The following is a 16,430-nucleotide window of genomic DNA, read 5'->3' on the forward strand; positions in this document are numbered from 1 at the left end:
TAACGCGAAACATCCCATGTAGGAAAATAAAAAGAACAGAGATGGAACATCTCGTTTAAAGGCGAATCAGTTCCTCTGCCCGAGTCGTCGGCGGATCACGGCGCATGCGGCGGCGATCTTCGACATAAAAACCCCATATTATCGCCATCATCGCTGTTGAAGACCGACGAGCACTGAAGACTGTGTCCGCATCCATCCGTCGCCAAAGCGGATCGGATGCCAACCCTTTCCTACGATCATTTCCTAGATGCATGTGGAACACACAGCGAACGCAAGAACGCTGTGACCACCCCTCCAACCGGAGCTTCACATGCAGTCTCTCACCCTCCCCCGGCGCGCCAGCGTCAAGGGTCTCGGCAAGACCCTCAACATTGCCATCCCGGTCGCAGTCGCGGCGCTTGCGGCGAGCGCCGCCTACGCTGGCGCGGATACGACCTTCACCCCTGCCCTCACCAAATTCACGGATTTTCTGGAAGGCTCGGGCGGCAAGATCATCACGGTCCTCAGCCTCGCCGGTGGCCTGATCGGTCTGGCATCCGGACGCTTTTCGCTCGGCCAGGTCGCCGTTCCGGTGGGCGTCGGCATCGGCGTCGGCACGGGTGTTCCGATCGTCACCTCGGTCGTGACCGCGGTTATCTGAGCGGTCGGACGGGAAGGCGGCGGCGCCATGGCAGACCCTTTCATCATTCCCCGGCGCCTCGATGACCCGGAGCTGATCGGCTTCTGGACCATCGACGAGTTCGCGGGAATGCTTGCCCCCTTCACCTGGGGGATCCTCACTCAGCATATCTTCATCGGCATCATCGTCGCCTTCGGCGCCTGGTTCGCACTGCGAAAGGCAAAAGCAGGACGCGCCAGCTCCTGGGTAGCCCATGCCGCATATTGGTATCTGCCTGCAGGATTTTTGGGTCTCAAGGCAACGCCGCCTTCCCACTGCCGACTGCTTGCCGGTTGAGGGGAGAAACTCATGTTTTCCGACATATCCCACGAACGTCAGCAATCGCTGCTGCGCCAGCGGAACCTGTTCGCGCTCACCAGCGCCGGTCTCGGCCTCGCACTGGTCGTGGCAGGGAGCCTTGCCGCCACCCGCGACCGCGAGGTCGTGCTGGTGCCAACTGTTCCCAAGCAACTCACGGTGAGCAGCGCCGGGGTCGAGGCCGACTATCTCGAGCTTGTCACTCGCGATGCCGCCCTTGTTCTCCTCAATCGCAGCCCGGAGGGCCTCGATTACTGGATGAACGAGATCCTGAAGCTGGCGGATCCCCCAAGCTATGGGCGGCTGAAAGCTGAGCTCGTGCGGATTGTCGAGGAGCAGCGGGGCTCAGACGTCACCCAGGCTTTCGTGATCCGGTCGATGACTGTCGATCCGAAGGGGCGGACCTCGGATGTGACCGGAACCCTCAAGACCTTCGTCGGCGCGCAGGTGATTGCGAGTGACGAGCGCCGCTTCCGCTTCAGCTGGACTTACCGCGGCCTGCGCCTGGCGCTGGCAGGGTTCGCCCAGCTACCCCCACAGGACAAATCGAAGGAGGCCCAGTGATGGCTTACCTAAAAGGGGCCCATACACGGGGTCTACTTCTGAGCGCGGCCGCTCTGCTCATAGCAGCAACGTCCCCCGCTCATGCCGCCGACCAGTTCAAGCAAGCGGCCGACGGCGCCGGAATTGAGTGCAGCGTCTCGGCGCGGGAATTGACCCGCTTTGCGCTGATCGACGATCAGTTCGCCAGCGTCTCGAAGATCTCGACCGGCACGCCCTACAACGACTTTGCGGTCACCAACGAGCCGGTGCGCGGCGATATTTACGTGTCGGTGCCGGAAACCTACGCCGCCCGGGCAATCAGCTTCTTCGCCACCACGAAGAAGGGCTTCGTCTACAAGGTCGCGTGCCGGGTTGAGCAAATTTCGGCGACCCAGGTCTTCATCACCAACCCCGCCATCGCGAAAACCCAAGCGGCGGACTGGGAGAGCCAGACCCCGATCGAGACAAGCGCCGTAAGGCTCATCCAGGCCATGGCCAACGACCGCACTGTCGCTGGCTACGAGGTCCGCCAGTCGACCGCCATGCCCGCAAGGGTCGGCGATCTCGAGGTTCAGCTCATCGCTGATTATCGCGGCGCCAGCCTCACCGGGAAAGTTGTTCGCATCCATAATCGCGGATCGAAGCCCGTGACGCTTGCCGAGCGCGATCTCGCGCCCCGCGACACCCTCGCCGTCTCGATTGCCGAGCCAAAGCTCGAACCCGGGGCCAGCACAACCGCCTTTGTTGTCGGCGCAAACGCGGAGACCGGCCATGACTGATGCAGTCAATGCGAACGGCACGGGCCCTCTCCAGGCCGAGAGCGCGGCGCCATCCGAACTTTCCGGGCTCAACGCCCGCACTGCGCGCCGTCAGAAGCTGCTTTTGGGCTCGCTGGGAGCGCTCGCGCTGCTCGGCGGAAGCTGGTTCATCCTTGGCGGTGACGACAAGGCCAAGACCGACGATCCCAATGCGGCGCAGACGATCGACACGGCAGGTCTGGTCAACCGCGATCTGTCCCAACGTGAATTCGTCGCGACCTATGGCAACCGGCTCGATGCGGTCACGCGCGAACAAAAGGCGCTGAAGGATGGGAGCATCCCGCGGACGGAAATTGAGGCACAGCTTGCCGCTCTCAAGGCCGAAAACCAGGCCATGCGTGTCGATGGGCAGGCTGCGATCGATGCGATCTCTGCTGAGAATGCTGAGCTGAAGACGCGGCTTGCCGCTCAGCCAGCGACGACGGCACCCGCTGTACCGCCACCGGCCTATGGGCCGCAGGCAGGCGGTTATGACGCGCGGGGACGTTCGCCTCAGCCCAGTGCTGTTTCCGCAAGCGGCGATCCGCAGGGCGGCATGATCCCTTCGCCTGGCGAAGTGAAGCTTATGAGCTTCAGCTCCGACAAGGCGGCAAGCAGCGGTCTCAGGGTGGGCCGCCCCGACGCGCCCCCGGTCGTTGTCGAGGACTCGCCTGATTACCTGCCACCCAATTCCTACGCGCCGGCCCGGGTGATCGTCGGCGTCGATGCCTCGGCGGGTGTCGCCAGCCAGACCGATCCGCTGCCCGTGGTGCTGAGGATCACAGGGCCTGCCAGATCCGTGATGCAGAACGGGAAGGTTCTGACCACCCGGATCCAGGGCTGCGTTGTGAACGGCGCGGCGCGCGGCGACCTCAGCAGCGAGAAGGTCTATGTGAAGCTCGCTCGCATGACCTGCGATCAGCCCGGTGGCCGGGTCGCGGTGAGCGACGTCAAGGGCTTCATCAGCTTTGCAGGCAAGTCCGGGGTGCGCGGTCGCGTTGTGAGCCGCGAAGGCAGCCTCGTCAGCCAGGCATTGCTCGCCGGGATCGTCGGTGGGTTCGGGCGTGGCTTCTCCGCCAACGCCAACAGCGTGTTCTCCGGTGTCACGACCAACCCCGATGGCAGCCGCTCAAAGCTGTCCGCCGGCGACATCCTCGGTGGCGGGCTTGGCCAGGGCGCCGCCGATGCCGCCGACACGGTCAGCAAATACCTGATCGAGCGCGCCGAACAGTACCAACCCGTCGTCGAGATGCCGACCGGCATCGATGTTGAGATCGTGTTCCTCGACGGCGTCTACGTGAGGAACTCCCAATGATCGAAAACAATCTCCTCGAGCAGGATAACCGTCGGCGGCTCTGGTTGCGTCCCGCCGCCGGGGTGGCAGCAATCATTGCCTTGTCGGCCGCGACCGGATGGGGTGTGGCAAGCCTTGCAGCCCCTGCCGCTGCTCCGGACACGGCGAAGGTGCGTGAGGCACTCAAGCTGCGCCTGCCCAAGACGCCGATCGACGCGATCAACTGCAAGGGCCTTGGGGGCTTGTGCGAAGTCGCATCCAAATCGACGCTCTTCTATGTCGACCGGGCTGCGAAGTATCTGGTGATCGGCCGGGTCTACGACATGGAAGCCCGTCAGGATCTGACGGCTGCGCGGCTGCTCGCCCTCAATCCGGATCTGCTGGCGGCAGGCGCTGCGCGGCGCAGCAATCCCGAAGCGCAAGCAGAAGGCGGCCCAAGCCCATCCGGGGCATCAGCCCGGAACGCGGCACCGCGCCATGTTCCGCTCGGTAAACTTCCTCCGAACGGCGCGATCACCTGGGGGCCTGCCAATGGTCCACGCGTCGTCGTCTTTTCGGACTTCCACTGCGGCTACTGCAAGAAACTTGAAACCGAACTGAAGGCGATCGGCGCGCGGGTCGAAGAACGGCCGATCTCGATTTTCGGGGCCGAAAGCCGCCGCGATGCGGAACGGGTGCTGTGCTCGCCGCGACCCGAAGTCGCCCTCCACATGGCCTATTCGGGCCTCGCGCTCGCCAATCCCAAACCCTGCGACACGAGCGGCCTCGATGCCAATGAGGAGTTCGCGCGGGCTCACGGCTTCGGCGGCACACCCGTGATCGTGCGCCCCGCCGATGGCGCCGTTCTCGAAGGCTACCGCCCTGCCGCAGTGCTCCGGGAATTCCTGCGCGCTGCCCCCACCCCAGCTCCGAAAGGATAAACCCATGCGGTTTCCGACACGTCTCCTCGCCTGCGCCTGTCTGGCCGGCTTCGCCAGTGGCTGCGCCACGTTCGGCACCAATGTCGAAGGCGATTTCACCTGCCGGGCGCCCAAGGGCGACTGCGCACCGTCCCACGTCATCGATGCCAAGGCGACGAACAATCTGTCGTCGGGCACGGCGCCTCATGCCGAGACACGCCCCCGGTCGGGCGTCGTGGATGCGGACACCACCCGTACGGCGGAGCGGACCCTGCGGGTCGTCTTCCCGGCGCATGTCGATGAGGCCGGAACGCTCCATGATGAAGCGGTCGCCTGGACGGTCGTCGATAACCCGCGCTGGGCAACCGAGCTGCGCCGCAAGGCGGGCGAGGACAAGAGCGGGTCCGTAATGCGCCAGGTCCGCCGGCAGCTGAAGGCTTCTCAAGCTGAGTCGGCACACGAAGCCGCCGACGGACACTCGGATGCTACCGTCGATCTTGCGTCGCCCTTCTCGTCTGCCGGCACTGCCGAAACCAGGGCCGTCCAACCCTTGGCCGCAGAAGCCCGCAATTCGCTCGATGAAACTTCGGATGCCTCGCCGCTGGTCCTCCCCTCCACGGCGCGCGAGGCCGTTGCCGGTGCCAAGGCACCGGCGGTCGAGGGGTTCGACACGTCGCCTCCCCCGCGTGATCGAGCCCCTCGGCCTGAGGCGGAGCACAGCGCCCCGGTGTTCCCGAGCGCGGCGGCGATTGACGCCGCGAAAGCTGCAATCCGCCCGGCAATCCGGACCGGCGCTCAGCCGACAGACACCACCTCGCAGTCGAAGGAACCCAAGTGATGGCCGAGCAACTCAAGTCCGTCGTTGATCGGTTGCTCAGCGGATTGCTGGGGGATGCCGAGCACGCCGAAAAGGCCCGTCCCCAGCTCATGGTCGACATGCTCTCAGACTGGCTGCCCTACCGTGTCTATGACCCGGCGACCCGGCTGTACTTCAATGCACGCTCGAAGGGCTTTGTCCTCTCGGTCACGCCGCTGATCGGCGCGGACGAGCGCACCGGGGAAATCCTCGGGCAATTCTTTTCGGAAGGCTTGCCAGCCGGCGCGTGCCTTCAGGTGCTCCACCTTGCAAGCCCGCGCATCAGCAGAATCATCGCCCCGTGGTTTGCGCCACGGTACATGCAGGGCGGCGTGTACGAGGCGATTGCCCGGCACCGTGCGCGGCGGCTCTATTCGCTCGTCTGGGAGTCCGGCTCTGCGGACGCACCCTTTCATGCGCGGCATCACCAGGTCATCGTCTCGGTCGGCGTGCCGACGTCCAAGTCGGTCAGCAATGAGGATCTCAAGCAGACCCGCGACGGGCTGATGGCGATGCTCAAGTCGCTGAACCTCGGCGTGGTCGAAGTCGGTCCCGAAGCGCTGATCGCCGTCATCGACGATCTGACCTCGCCCACCACTGCGCCGCAGGATGATGCGGTGCCCTATAACCCCAACGATCCGATCGCCTCACAGGCGATCCGTCACGACATCGAACTGGTCGTGGCAGAAGACCGCATGCGCCTGGTGACCGAGCGGTTCCGTCCCACCGGCAAGGTCAATGACGGGGTGCCTGAGATCGGTACCGTCTACCCCGACGCATTCGATGTGCGGCACTTTGCAGTTCGCAACATGCCGTCGCGCTGGGCCCCGTGGGAATGCGCGCGGCTGATCGGCGACCTGTTCACCGACAAGCTGCGCTTCCCCTGCCCGGCCGCGACCATGCTGTGTCTCGTCTATCCGGACCAGGAGGCGGCATCGGCGAAGGCCGGCTTCAAGTTCATGCGGACAACCAGCCTCGCCGGCACCCGCAGTGCCAGGTTCCTGCCGCGGATCGGGGAACAGGCCGCCGAGTGGCAACATGTTCAGGCAGAGCTGCAGGAAGGCCGCCGTCTGGTACGCGTGTTCTACGGCGTGACGACCTATTCGCCGCTTGGGTCCGGCGACCGCCACGAGCGCGCGATCAAGTCGATCTACAAGGCGGCAGGCTGGGACCTCACCGACGAGCGCTATCTGCAGATCCAGGGGCTGCTCGCGGCGATGCCGCTGACGCTAGCCGACGGGCTCGGTGCCGACATGGAGCGGCTGAAGCGGTTCAAGACCGTCCTGTCGACCACGGCAGCCAATATCGCACCCATGCAGGGCGAGTATCTCGGAAGCGCCCACCCTCACCTGCTGTTCGTCGGTCGGCGCGGCCAGCCCTTCTTCTGGTCGCCGTTCGAGAACGAAGCGGGCAATCACAACGTCGCGATCTGCGGCAAGTCGGGATCGGGCAAGTCGGTCCTGCTACAGGAGATGTGCGCCGCGCTGCGCGGCGCCGGCGCGCAGGTGGTCGTGATCGACGATGGCCGCAGCTTCGAGCACTCGGTCAAGCTGCAGGGCGGCCGCTTTGTCGAGTTCACGATGAAAGCGGGCTTCTGCCTCAACCCCTTCTCGATGATCGACGCAGCCCGCGCCGCCGAGGACGAGGATTATCGCCTCGACTGCTTCGGGATGATCAAGGCGATCGTCGGGCAAATGGCCCGCCACAGCGCGAAGCTGACCGATACCGAGCGCGGATTGATCGACCGGGCGGTCAACCTCGTCTGGACGGAACATGGCGCGGCGGCCACGGTCACCACCGTCGGCGAGATGCTGGCGAGTCTCGGCCATGACACGGCCGCAGACATTGCGACTGCGCTGGCCCCCTACATGGCTGGCGGAACCTACGGCGCCTTCTTCGAAGGCCAGGCCAGTCTCGACCTCGATGCAGACTTCACCGTCTTCGAGATGTCCGACCTCGCGAGCCGGGAAGACCTGCGCAGCGTGGTTCTCTCCGCGATCATGTTCATGACCAGCCAGGCGATGACGCGCAGCCCGCGGTCCCTGCGCAAGCTCCTGCTGATCGATGAAGCCTGGTCGATGCTGAAGGGCGGATCGATGGGTGAATTCGTCGAAACCTATGCCCGCACCTGCCGGAAATATGGCGGCGCGCTTGCGACCGCCACCCAGTCGCTCAATGACTACTACAAGTCCGACGGGGCAACGGCGGCGCTGGAGAACAGCGACTGGATGCTGATCCTGCAGCAGAAGCCCGAGACGATCGCGGATTTCAAGGCGAGCAAGCGCCTCGATATGAACGATCGCACCGAGACGCTGATCCGCAGCCTCAAGCGCTCCGGGAGCGACTATTCCGAGGTGTTCATCAAGGGGCCGGAGACCGAGGCGATCGGACGGCTCGTGCTCGACGACTACTCGGCAACGCTGTTCTCGAGCTCCCCCCAGACTTTCGCCGCGATCGATGCCGAGATCGCCCGCGGCCACCAGCTCGCCGATGCCATCGAGCGCATCGCCTTCGCCAATCGCTGACATCCCCTGATCAAAGGATCCGTATTCTCATGCCTCTCCATCTTGTCACCCCTTTCGACCGGACCGCCCCGTCCGAAGTCGAGCAGCCCGCCAGCCATCGAGTGCCCACCTGGCGCTCGCGCATGGCCGATGGCTGCTACATCGTTCTGCGCGGCAGCCTGTTTCTGGGCTCGTCCTATCTGATGGCGCTGGGCCTGCCGCTGCTCTTCTTTCTCGCCCTGTCGGGCGGCAATCCCGATTCCTTCTTCGCCCATGTCGCCAATCTCGCAGACCGCTTCCTGGGAGCCGATCTCGAGCGGCGCGTGACGTTCCTCGGCGAATTCAAGTTCGTTGCTGTCGCTCTCGCAACGCTGATCGTGATGGCACGCATGCCGCGCTTCATCCGTGATCTCGACCGCGAACTCTCGGGAGAAAAGCTGTGAAGAACATTTTGGCAACATCGAACCTGCGCGTGCGGCTTGCGTCGATCAATCTCACCGCAGTTGTGGTGGGCGTCGGCATGATCGGCCAGGTCCTGTGGGGCGTCTGGGCGACCGACAAGCTGCTCACGCTTGAGAAGCGCGAAGTCGTCACGGTCCAGCTAAGCCGGATCATGGGCGACTTCATCGAAGCCGAAGCGCGCGCCGGCCGGCCGCCCGAAGAGACCAGGCTGCGCGTGCAGGCCTACCTCAAGGCCGTGGAAGCCTCTGTACAGAAGCTCGGACGCGAAGGCCGGACGGTCCTCGTTGCCGAAGCGGTGGTCGCCGGGAGCACACCGGACCTGACGCCATCTGTGCGCTCCGATGTTGTACGCCGGATGGGAGCCATTCCCGATGCAGCCCGCTGATCGCCTGATCCGCTCTGCGTCCGCACGCCGGCTCGCGCTCTGGGGCGGGCTTGGCGCCGGGGCGCTGGCGCTCTCCTCGCTTGCCGCCTTCGCGCAGGGCCATGCACTGATGATCAACGTGAGCCCCAGCCTGCCCTACTGGGCCCTCTGGGTGACGCGCGGGGCGGCCGTGCACCGCGGGGATATCATCTTGTTTGATCCGCCCGCCTCATCGTTGCTGGTGAAGCATTTCGGAGCGGAGCCGAAGCCGTTCGGCAAGCGGGTGAGCGGTGTGCCGGGCGACATCGTCACCGAGCAAAACCGCACCTACTTCGTCAACGGGCAGGCTGTCGCCAAGGCCAAGCTTACAAGCCGCCTTGGCGAACCCCTCGCACTCGGCCCGACGGGCCGCGTTCCGCAAGGCTGCTATTTCGTCACCAGCGAACACAAGGACGGTTTCGACAGCCGCTACGCCGCAATCGGTTGGATTTGTGGGCCACGCATTCTCGGGGTCGGGAGGCCGATCCTGTGAGGCTGCTCACCTTTCCCATATGCGCCACTGCGCTTGGCCTCGCCATTGTATCCCAAGCATCGGCTCGCGATTACGGTCAGCACGGCACGGTCTGGCCAGTCATCGAACCGGATCTGCTTCAGCAGATCCATGCCAGGCTTACGCAGCTCGAGAAGACCGGCGAGACCGCTCGCCTCAATGAGGAGCTGAAGCGGCGCACGATCGCCCGGGTCAACCGGCCTGAGCCTGTCGCGGGTGTATCCCTCGCCTCGGCGATACGCAGCTGGCGTTTCGATCCGACAATCACCGTCGAGCGCGACATTGCCGACGACAAGGGCCGGGTCATCATTGCCGCAGGCACGCGGGTCAATCCGCTCGATACCGTGCCGCTGCGGGCTCCGCTTGTCTTCCTCGATGGCGACGACCCGGCCCAGCTCGCCTGGGCCACCCGTCGCTATGCCAGTACAAAGGCCAAGCTCATCCTCGTGCGGGGCGCGCCGCTCGAACTCATGAAAGCCCGCCAGCGGCGGTTCTACTTCGACCAGGGCGGCACGCTGGTGAAGCGCTTCGGCATTCGCGCGGTGCCGGCAACCGTCGAGCAGCAGGGCCGCGCGCTCCTCATCACCGAGCAGCCGGTCATCCCTAAGGAGCGTGCGCCATCATGAGCAGGAAACATCGCCTCTTGTCATGGCTTTGCGGAGCACTTCTGCTCACCAGCCTGAGCACCATCTCCAGCGCTCCGGCCCAGGCTGCGGCCGGTCCGGGCCGCTGCACGGGCAAGTTCGTCAATCCGATCACGGACATCTGCTGGTCTTGCCTGTTTCCGATCTCGATCGGGGGCTTGAAGATCTGGCCGTCCAGCCGACCGGACACCAACAATCCCGATCTGCCGGTGTGCCTGTGCGGGCTGCGGCCCGGGATTGCCATGGGGTTCTGGGAGCCGGTCCGGCTTGCCGATGTCAGCATGAAGCCGTGGTGCTTCGTCAATCTGGGCGGAATGAAGCTCGATCCGGGCTTCGACATCGGCTTCAAGTCGATGGCCGGGCCATCGGCAGTTGGCGGCAACACCCAGTACAACTCACAGTGGCATGTCCACTGGTATGCCTATCCGCTGATCTACTGGATGGAGATCGTTGCCGATTTCCTGTGCCTCGAATCCGGCTCGATCGACATTCTCTACATCACCGAGATCGATCCGCTCTGGCAGGACAGCGAACTCACCGCGATCATCAACCCCGAGGCGGTCCTGTTCGCCAATCCGCTGGCGCTTGCGGCCTGCGCGGCCGACTGCGTGGCGGCAACGGCCAAGCTGCCGACCGATGAACTGTTCTGGTGCGCGGGCTGTCAGGGCACGATGTATCCGCTTAACGGCAATGTCTCGGCGACCATTGGCCATGTCCAAGCCTCGCGGCTCGCGCTCGCCCGCTTCTCCTACAAGCTCCACCGCGAGCTCGTCGCCTGGGGGACGATGGGGAGCAAGGGGCTTTGCGGCAAGTACCTGATGCCGGTGATGCGCAAGCAGCAATACCGCTTCCAGGCCACCAATCCCAATCCGCAGACCAAGGGCCGCTACGCCTGCGCGCCCATTGGTGCCTCCACCACCTTCATGTCGGCAGGCCAGGTCTATCCCGCCATTGGCGAGGACATGGGCTATCTGGTCTGGCGCAAGCGGAACTGCTGCGCACGAGCGCCGTGACGGCGCAGAAAGGAAATATGTATGTAAACAACATCATATCCTTTCGATCGTCTTGCTGACGATTGACCGGTGGCTGCGATGCCACCCCACTCGGCGGAAGGAGCCGGGTCGGAAGGGGGTCTCCAAGGTTTTCCACGTTCCGGCGGACGGCCTCAAAGCAGGAGACCTTAACTGCACCGGATGCGGCCCGTCAGCCGCAGGTCGGGCTACCACAGGTCCTATGGTGAGATAAAAGCGAATGACGTGTCTGAAGCCTCTTTATTTACAGTTGAACTCCCGATCACCTGACGGGGTGGGGAGATCGCGGTGCGAACCGGTTGGTTTGGCATGCTGCCTTCTGGTGAATTCTCGCAGAGTATTCGTGTGCGGATCGTCCTTTCTTGTCCGCATGCCTGAACCGCAAGGGGTTAAGCGTCGCACCTACGGGTCCAAGGTTGATCGTCGGAACACGGGAACCATCATCGTCCGCCTGCTTCGGAGCAGGCTATCCGCGGAGACCGGGGATGGGCGCTGGCGGGGCGGAGCCTGCGTAGTAGTCCGAGGGCGGGAAAGCCGTCCACATGGCGAAGGCGGGCAGGAAGTCGGTGTGCTTTCATGACGGAGGAACTATCAGTGGACTCTGATAATCAAGCCTCTCAGGCTTGGCTCCTCAGCGTTCAGCGCAAGCTATACCAGTGGAGTCGGGAAAACCTCGAGACACCATATCGTGATCTGTGGAATTGGGTAACCGATCCCCGCAATCTGTACATGGCCTGGAAGACGATTGCCGGTAATCGCGGCAAACAGACGCCGGGAGTCGACGGGGCGACCGTAGAGAAAATTGCTACCGGCAAAGGGGTCGGCCTTTTCCTTCATGAGCTCCGAGAAGAGCTCCGGTCGGGCGATTATCGTCCGTCTCCTGCACGAAGGAAGTGGATCCCCAAGCCCGGCAAACCGGGGAAGTTCCGACCCCTCGGTATCCCTACGGTCAAGGATCGCGTGGTGCAGTGCGCGGTCAAACAAGTACTGGAGCCGATCTTCGAGGCCCGGTTCTGGCCTGTCTCATACGGGTTTCGGCCCGGACGAGGTAGTCAGGCCTGCCTCGAACATATCCGTGTGACCATCCAGTCGCGGGGCAAACCTGCTGCCGATGGCTACCGACATGATGCGCCGTATCAATGGGTCATCGAAGGTGACATTGAGGCCTGTTTCGACAACATCGGCCATCACCCTCTGATGGAACGCGTGCGCCACGGCGTCGCGGACCGCAAGGTGAACCGGCTGATCGTGCAGTTTCTCAAAGCCGGAGTACTGGAGGATGTCTCGTACAGTCCAACAGACACCGGCACACCGCAAGGTGGCGTACTTTCGCCGTTGCTGGCCAACATCGCGCTTGGCGTGATCGAGGAACGGTATCGACAATGGGTCCGCCGCCCCGAAGACCCCCGGCTGAAATCCGATGGGATCAGGCTGGCGGCCATCAAGCGCGACAAGGACCGGAGGGCCGGTCGAACGGTCTTCTACCCTGTCCGCTATGCCGATGACTTCCTGATTTTCGTGTCAGGGACGGAAGCTGATGCTCTTGCCGAAAAGCAGGCGCTGGCCTCCTACCTGTACGAAACGATGGGTCTGACGCTCTCGCCTGAGAAGACGCGCATCACCGCGCTGACCAAGGGCTGTCGGTTCTTGGGATGCCGTGTAAGGCTCAAGTGGGACAGGCGGTTCGGGCTGCATGCCCGCATCGAAATCCCCCGCGAGCCGATCAACGGCTTCCGCATTCGGGTAAATCAACTGGCTCGTCGCCAGACGCTTCGGCGTTCGCTCACGGCCATGCTTCAGGAACTCAATCCATACCTTCGGGGGTGGTCCGCCTATTATCGCTACTGTTTGGGGTCCAAACGCATCTTCGCCAGTCTCGACTGGCATGTGCGTCAACGTCTCTGGCTGTGGCTGCGGGCCAAGCACGCAGGTGTCCCCGGGAGGAAGATCGCATCGTGGCGCCGACCCAGTACCGCGCACTCCGGTGCCAAGGTCTGGGCTGAAGGCGGCACAGAACAGTTCTTGATGAGCTACGTGCCGGTCCACCGGTTCGATCTCAAATGGATGAGAAAACCCGAGTTCGCCAAGACTTTTGGAGAGCCGGATGCACAACGAAAGGTGCAAGTCCGGTTCGGAGAGCAGGCGTGGGAGACGGGCGGTGGAGACACCGCACCGCGCCCACGTCTGACTCTACTATGAAAACCATTCCTCATCTCATTGTGATCGCCTCGCTTTCGAGCCTTGCCGCTTTCGCTGGCGCGTCGGCGCAGACGGCCGAACCGGACCTTGATGTGGCGGCCATCCGGGCACGCGCCAGCGCTGGCGCCAGTGATGCCGACGCGCTCTCTGCCAATGCTCGCGCAAGGGCCGAGGCGCTGGCGCGGGATGCCATGACAAGCACCAGCGAGGCCGAGGCGCACGCTCGCCGCTTCACCCGTGAGGCCGCCGCAAGTGCTAAGCACGATCCGGCCAGCACCTTCGACTTTGACCGGATGGTGGCCGATGCCGGCACCATGACCAGCGAAGGCATGGGCGATGCGCCAAGGTTTATAGCCTTTGCTTCGCTCTCGATGCCGCCGGCGGCGTTACGGGCAATGATCGACGACGTGGCCAAGGCCGGCGGCATCGTCGCCCTGCGCGGTCTGCCTGGCAACAGCGCCAAGGCTCTCACGGACGCATTGGCAAAAGTCGCAAAGCCCGGCGAGCAGCTGGACGGCGTCGGTATCGACCCGCGGCTTTTCCGTGCTTTCGGGATCGAGACCGTGCCCACCTATGTCGTCACCAGCAGCGACTTCGATCTGTGCGACGGGTTCGATTGTCGGACGCAGGTCCCGCCCCACGACCGGATGAGCGGCAATGTCAGCGCAGCCTACGCCCTTGAGACCTTCGCGCACGGCGGCGGCCCCGGCGCTTTGCTCGCGGCCCAGCACCTCGCCCGTCTTGAAAGGCAGGATCCATGAAACGACCAATCCTCTGTCGCGCAGGCGTGTTTGCGCTCCTGCTCACCCTCGCCGGACCGCTTCACGCCCAGACAACAACCGATGCTGCCAAGGCGGACGGCAAGGCATTCGGGCGAGACAAGGCGGCATCCGCGCAAAGTGCGGCAACCACAAACCCGGATGCCAGTCGCATCCCCAATTTCGGCGGCACACCAAGTCAGTCGGGCTATTTCGACGATCCCGACCGGATGAGCCGCGAAGCGGCGAGCCAGGCCACGACCAATACCGGTTACAGGGCCATGCGGGACTCCATGGACCGGCGGGCCCGGTTTGCGCCGCAGGATCTCGATGCGACGATCGCGCGCAGCAATGTGATCAGCGAAGATCCCCTCGCCTATACGAGCGGGATGGCGATTGGCGGCTCGCAGGGACGCTGCGTGCTCTTGCCGCCGGCCAGCGGAACCGCAGCACGCTACATGGCGACCTGCAACGTCGGCTACACCGCCAGCCAAGAAACCCGGACCTGCCCCGTGACATTGACCGCACGGGTCGAGCAACGCCAAGTCTACGGCTACTACTGCGTGGGCGGCAGCGGGGTCGACCCGACTTCGGTCTACAACTGCAACCGCTACCCCGCGCCGCAATGCACGGTCACGCAGTCCTATCCGATCAACCTGTGCGATCCCTACTTCGGGATCTACTGGGGCTGCAACTCTGGCGACCTCAGGGTTGACCTCGTCAGTTGTACCGCGCCGGTTGATGGCGCCACACCCTATACGGTGACGGGCGAGAACGTCGTAACCACCACGCGCGATGAGAGCCAATGCGCCGGCCTCGCGGCCGACAGCTCGTGCCAGCAAGACACCGAGACGTGCACCGACAGCGATCCGGTAACCCGCATTGTCGATGGCATCGCCGTGACGCAGCCTTGCTGGGCATGGAGCCGTAGTTACAGCTGCGCGCAGTTTACCGAGGCTCAGGACTGCCAGACACTTGAAGACACCCCGGGCTGCAAGCTTGTGCGCGAAGACTGTCTCGCTGGCGAGCCCTGCCGCACCTGGGAGCGGGTCTATGATTGCCCGGTTCCGGACCAGCCCGCGAACAGCAATCAGTTCATTTGCGATGGCGATGTCTACTGCATCGATGGCTCGTGCGAGACCATCCAGCGCGAAGCCAATGACGAGTTCAAGGACGCGGTTGTCGCGTTGAACGCGATGAATCAGGCCCGCCGCGAGTTCGATCCTGACAATCTAACCCTGTTCAAGGGGGCCCGCGAAAGCTGCTCGTCGAAGGTTTTCGGCATTCTCAACTGCTGCAAGGGCAAAGGCTTCCCGCTGATTCCGGGCATCCAGCTGCTCGTGGCGCTGGGCTGCAGCCGCGAGGAGATGCTGCTGCATCAGAAGGACGCGCAAGGTCTGTGCGCCTACGTCGGCACCTATTGCTCGTCCTCCTTCCTTGGCGTGTGCCTGACCAAGCGGAAGGTCTACTGCTGCTTCGAATCCAAGCTCTCACGGATCCTGCAAGAGCAAGGCCGCCAGCAGCTGAACAAGCCCTGGGGCAAGCCGAAGACTGAGCAATGCTCTGGGTTCACCATCGACGAGTTCGCCCGGCTCGACCTCAGTCGGATGGACTTCAGCGAAGTCTATGCCGAGTTCACCGACGCCGCCCGCTTGCCTGACGAACTGCAGGCCACCCAGGAAATCCAACAGAAGATCGAGGACTATTATGCCCGCGCACGCCAATAAGGCCGCGTGGCGGCTGCTTGCCGCCTGCGCGATTGCCAATGCCGCTTGCGGCCTTCCGCCCGCAAACGCGCAGATGACAACCACCCAGACCGATGCGCTGCCACGCGCCGAGACGGATGAGCGGCAGGACAGCTTCTACTGCGCGGAGCGCAGGCTTGGGTACTGGTTCTACTGCAATCGGCCCAAACCGCCGGAACAGAAGGCACCTGCGCCGGCGGCGAGCGCCACGAGCCAGCTTGACGCAATCACGGCGACCTTGCGGGAGCTCAAGGCCAAGGCGATCCTCGAGCCCACGCCTGCCAATGTGACGGCCTACATCCGGTTTCAGCGCGCCCAGCTCGACCGGGCTTCGCTCTTCAGCGACGTCTGGCAACGGGCGATCTGGCAGGATCCCGAACTCGACTACACGCTGCAGCGCCCGGTCTCGACGCTCGGCAAGCGCCAGTGGCAGGATTCGCGCAGCGCGGAGCGGAACGCGGCAATGGCCCAGCTCTCCGAGCGCTACGGTCTCTTCTACTTCTTCGCCCAGAGCTGCGGTGCCTGCGAGGTCATGTCGCCGATCGTGCAGAGCGTTGCTTCGACCTGGCACATCGCGGTGCGCGCAATTTCGACCGATGGCGGCCCATCGCGCCATTTCCCGAATTACACGGTCGAGACCAACCAGCGCACCCGCATGGGCCTGGAGCCCAAGATTACGCCTGCGGTCGTGCTCTGGGACGCGCAGACCGGCCGCCCCATCCCGATAGGCTACGGCGTGATGAGCGCCGACGAGCTTCAGGACCGGATTTACCTCCTCACATCGAAGGAAGCTGGACGTGACTACTAG

At 64.0% G+C, this 16,430-nt stretch carries 17 protein-coding genes; all 17 read left to right on the plus strand.

From position 1 onward, the window contains the following. Positions 1-310: 310 nt before the first annotated feature. The 17 genes from F1640_RS02145 to F1640_RS02225 all read left to right on the plus strand — a co-directional run bounded on the left by F1640_RS02145 (position 311) and on the right by F1640_RS02225 (position 16,430). Complete coding sequence (locus F1640_RS02145) at positions 311-640, plus strand: hypothetical protein (protein ID WP_054725555.1); 330 nt, start codon at positions 311-313, stop codon at positions 638-640. Positions 641-667: 27 nt separating this feature from the next. Then, a complete protein-coding gene (gene traL / locus F1640_RS02150; RefSeq protein WP_036527642.1) occupies positions 668-955 on the plus strand; it encodes a type IV conjugative transfer system protein TraL in 288 nt (95 codons plus the stop codon). 12 nt (positions 956-967) lie between these two features. Then, positions 968-1,540 (plus strand): type IV conjugative transfer system protein TraE, encoded by a 573-nt coding sequence (locus tag F1640_RS02155; protein ID WP_194917505.1) that lies wholly within the window; start codon positions 968-970, stop codon positions 1,538-1,540. Then, positions 1,540-2,298: a type-F conjugative transfer system secretin TraK gene (locus F1640_RS02160; RefSeq protein WP_194917507.1), complete on the plus strand. Its 759-nt coding sequence runs from the start codon at positions 1,540-1,542 to the stop codon at positions 2,296-2,298. The genes F1640_RS02155 and F1640_RS02160 overlap by 1 nt, the downstream gene beginning before the upstream one ends. Beyond that, positions 2,291-3,631 carry a TraB/VirB10 family protein gene (locus tag F1640_RS02165; protein ID WP_054725547.1) on the plus strand — a complete coding sequence of 447 codons (1,341 nt, stop codon included), beginning with the start codon at positions 2,291-2,293 and terminating at the stop codon, positions 3,629-3,631. Before F1640_RS02160 ends, F1640_RS02165 begins: the two co-directional genes overlap by 8 nt. Next, a complete protein-coding gene (locus tag F1640_RS02170) occupies positions 3,628-4,530 on the plus strand; it encodes a DsbC family protein (protein WP_194917509.1) in 903 nt (300 codons plus the stop codon). The genes F1640_RS02165 and F1640_RS02170 overlap by 4 nt, the downstream gene beginning before the upstream one ends. A gap of 4 nt (positions 4,531-4,534) precedes the next feature. Further along, positions 4,535-5,347 (plus strand): TraV family lipoprotein, encoded by an 813-nt coding sequence (locus tag F1640_RS02175; RefSeq protein WP_194917511.1) that lies wholly within the window; start codon positions 4,535-4,537, stop codon positions 5,345-5,347. After that, positions 5,347-7,890 carry a type IV secretion system protein TraC gene (traC, locus tag F1640_RS02180; RefSeq protein WP_194917513.1) on the plus strand — a complete coding sequence of 848 codons (2,544 nt, stop codon included), beginning with the start codon at positions 5,347-5,349 and terminating at the stop codon, positions 7,888-7,890. The genes F1640_RS02175 and traC overlap by 1 nt, the downstream gene beginning before the upstream one ends. 29 nt (positions 7,891-7,919) lie before the next feature. Beyond that, positions 7,920-8,312 carry a hypothetical protein gene (locus F1640_RS02185; RefSeq protein WP_194917515.1) on the plus strand — a complete coding sequence of 131 codons (393 nt, stop codon included), beginning with the start codon at positions 7,920-7,922 and terminating at the stop codon, positions 8,310-8,312. Then, positions 8,309-8,716, plus strand: coding sequence for a type-F conjugative transfer system protein TrbI (locus tag F1640_RS02190; protein ID WP_194917517.1), 408 nt, complete (start codon positions 8,309-8,311; stop codon positions 8,714-8,716). Before F1640_RS02185 ends, F1640_RS02190 begins: the two co-directional genes overlap by 4 nt. Next, the gene (locus F1640_RS02195; RefSeq protein WP_194917518.1) at positions 8,703-9,227 is read left to right on the plus strand and encodes a S26 family signal peptidase; all 525 of its coding nucleotides are present in this window, start codon (positions 8,703-8,705) and stop codon (positions 9,225-9,227) included. Before F1640_RS02190 ends, F1640_RS02195 begins: the two co-directional genes overlap by 14 nt. Continuing rightward, complete coding sequence (traW, locus tag F1640_RS02200; protein ID WP_375336173.1) at positions 9,224-9,871, plus strand: type-F conjugative transfer system protein TraW; 648 nt, start codon at positions 9,224-9,226, stop codon at positions 9,869-9,871. The genes F1640_RS02195 and traW overlap by 4 nt, the downstream gene beginning before the upstream one ends. After that, positions 9,868-10,902, plus strand: coding sequence for a conjugal transfer pilus assembly protein TraU (gene traU / locus F1640_RS02205; RefSeq protein WP_194917520.1), 1,035 nt, complete (start codon positions 9,868-9,870; stop codon positions 10,900-10,902). Before traW ends, traU begins: the two co-directional genes overlap by 4 nt. 594 nt (positions 10,903-11,496) lie before the next feature. Continuing rightward, on the plus strand, positions 11,497-13,119 hold the full coding sequence (gene ltrA, locus F1640_RS02210) for a group II intron reverse transcriptase/maturase (RefSeq protein ID WP_103095352.1): 1,623 nt from the start codon (positions 11,497-11,499) through the stop codon (positions 13,117-13,119). Beyond that, a complete protein-coding gene (gene trbC, locus F1640_RS02215; protein ID WP_309229176.1) occupies positions 13,065-13,880 on the plus strand; it encodes a type-F conjugative transfer system pilin assembly protein TrbC in 816 nt (271 codons plus the stop codon). Before ltrA ends, trbC begins: the two co-directional genes overlap by 55 nt. Beyond that, positions 13,877-15,604, plus strand: coding sequence for a conjugal transfer protein TraN (locus tag F1640_RS02220; RefSeq protein ID WP_194917522.1), 1,728 nt, complete (start codon positions 13,877-13,879; stop codon positions 15,602-15,604). The genes trbC and F1640_RS02220 overlap by 4 nt, the downstream gene beginning before the upstream one ends. Continuing rightward, complete coding sequence (locus tag F1640_RS02225) at positions 15,585-16,430, plus strand: conjugal transfer protein TraF (protein ID WP_194917525.1); 846 nt, start codon at positions 15,585-15,587, stop codon at positions 16,428-16,430. Before F1640_RS02220 ends, F1640_RS02225 begins: the two co-directional genes overlap by 20 nt.

The sequence above is a fragment of the Novosphingobium sp. NBM11 genome, from assembly GCF_015390225.1.
Classification (GTDB): Bacteria; Pseudomonadota; Alphaproteobacteria; order Sphingomonadales; family Sphingomonadaceae; genus Novosphingobium.

What these genes read in the sequence shown, in the direction of transcription:
- F1640_RS02145 (WP_054725555.1), top strand. Translation starts at nt 311, where the DNA reads ATGCAGTCTCTCACCCTCCCCCGGCGCGCCAGCGTCAAGGGTCTCGGC.
- traL (WP_036527642.1), top strand. Translation starts at nt 668, where the DNA reads ATGGCAGACCCTTTCATCATTCCCCGGCGCCTCGATGACCCGGAGCTG.
- F1640_RS02155 (WP_194917505.1), top strand. Translation starts at nt 968, where the DNA reads ATGTTTTCCGACATATCCCACGAACGTCAGCAATCGCTGCTGCGCCAG.
- F1640_RS02160 (WP_194917507.1), top strand. Translation starts at nt 1,540, where the DNA reads ATGGCTTACCTAAAAGGGGCCCATACACGGGGTCTACTTCTGAGCGCG.
- F1640_RS02165 (WP_054725547.1), top strand. Translation starts at nt 2,291, where the DNA reads ATGACTGATGCAGTCAATGCGAACGGCACGGGCCCTCTCCAGGCCGAG.
- F1640_RS02170 (WP_194917509.1), top strand. Translation starts at nt 3,628, where the DNA reads ATGATCGAAAACAATCTCCTCGAGCAGGATAACCGTCGGCGGCTCTGG.
- F1640_RS02175 (WP_194917511.1), top strand. Translation starts at nt 4,535, where the DNA reads ATGCGGTTTCCGACACGTCTCCTCGCCTGCGCCTGTCTGGCCGGCTTC.
- traC (WP_194917513.1), top strand. Translation starts at nt 5,347, where the DNA reads ATGGCCGAGCAACTCAAGTCCGTCGTTGATCGGTTGCTCAGCGGATTG.
- F1640_RS02185 (WP_194917515.1), top strand. Translation starts at nt 7,920, where the DNA reads ATGCCTCTCCATCTTGTCACCCCTTTCGACCGGACCGCCCCGTCCGAA.
- F1640_RS02195 (WP_194917518.1), top strand. Translation starts at nt 8,703, where the DNA reads ATGCAGCCCGCTGATCGCCTGATCCGCTCTGCGTCCGCACGCCGGCTC.
- traU (WP_194917520.1), top strand. Translation starts at nt 9,868, where the DNA reads ATGAGCAGGAAACATCGCCTCTTGTCATGGCTTTGCGGAGCACTTCTG.
- ltrA (WP_103095352.1), top strand. Translation starts at nt 11,497, where the DNA reads ATGACGGAGGAACTATCAGTGGACTCTGATAATCAAGCCTCTCAGGCT.
- F1640_RS02220 (WP_194917522.1), top strand. Translation starts at nt 13,877, where the DNA reads ATGAAACGACCAATCCTCTGTCGCGCAGGCGTGTTTGCGCTCCTGCTC.
- F1640_RS02225 (WP_194917525.1), top strand. Translation starts at nt 15,585, where the DNA reads ATGCCCGCGCACGCCAATAAGGCCGCGTGGCGGCTGCTTGCCGCCTGC.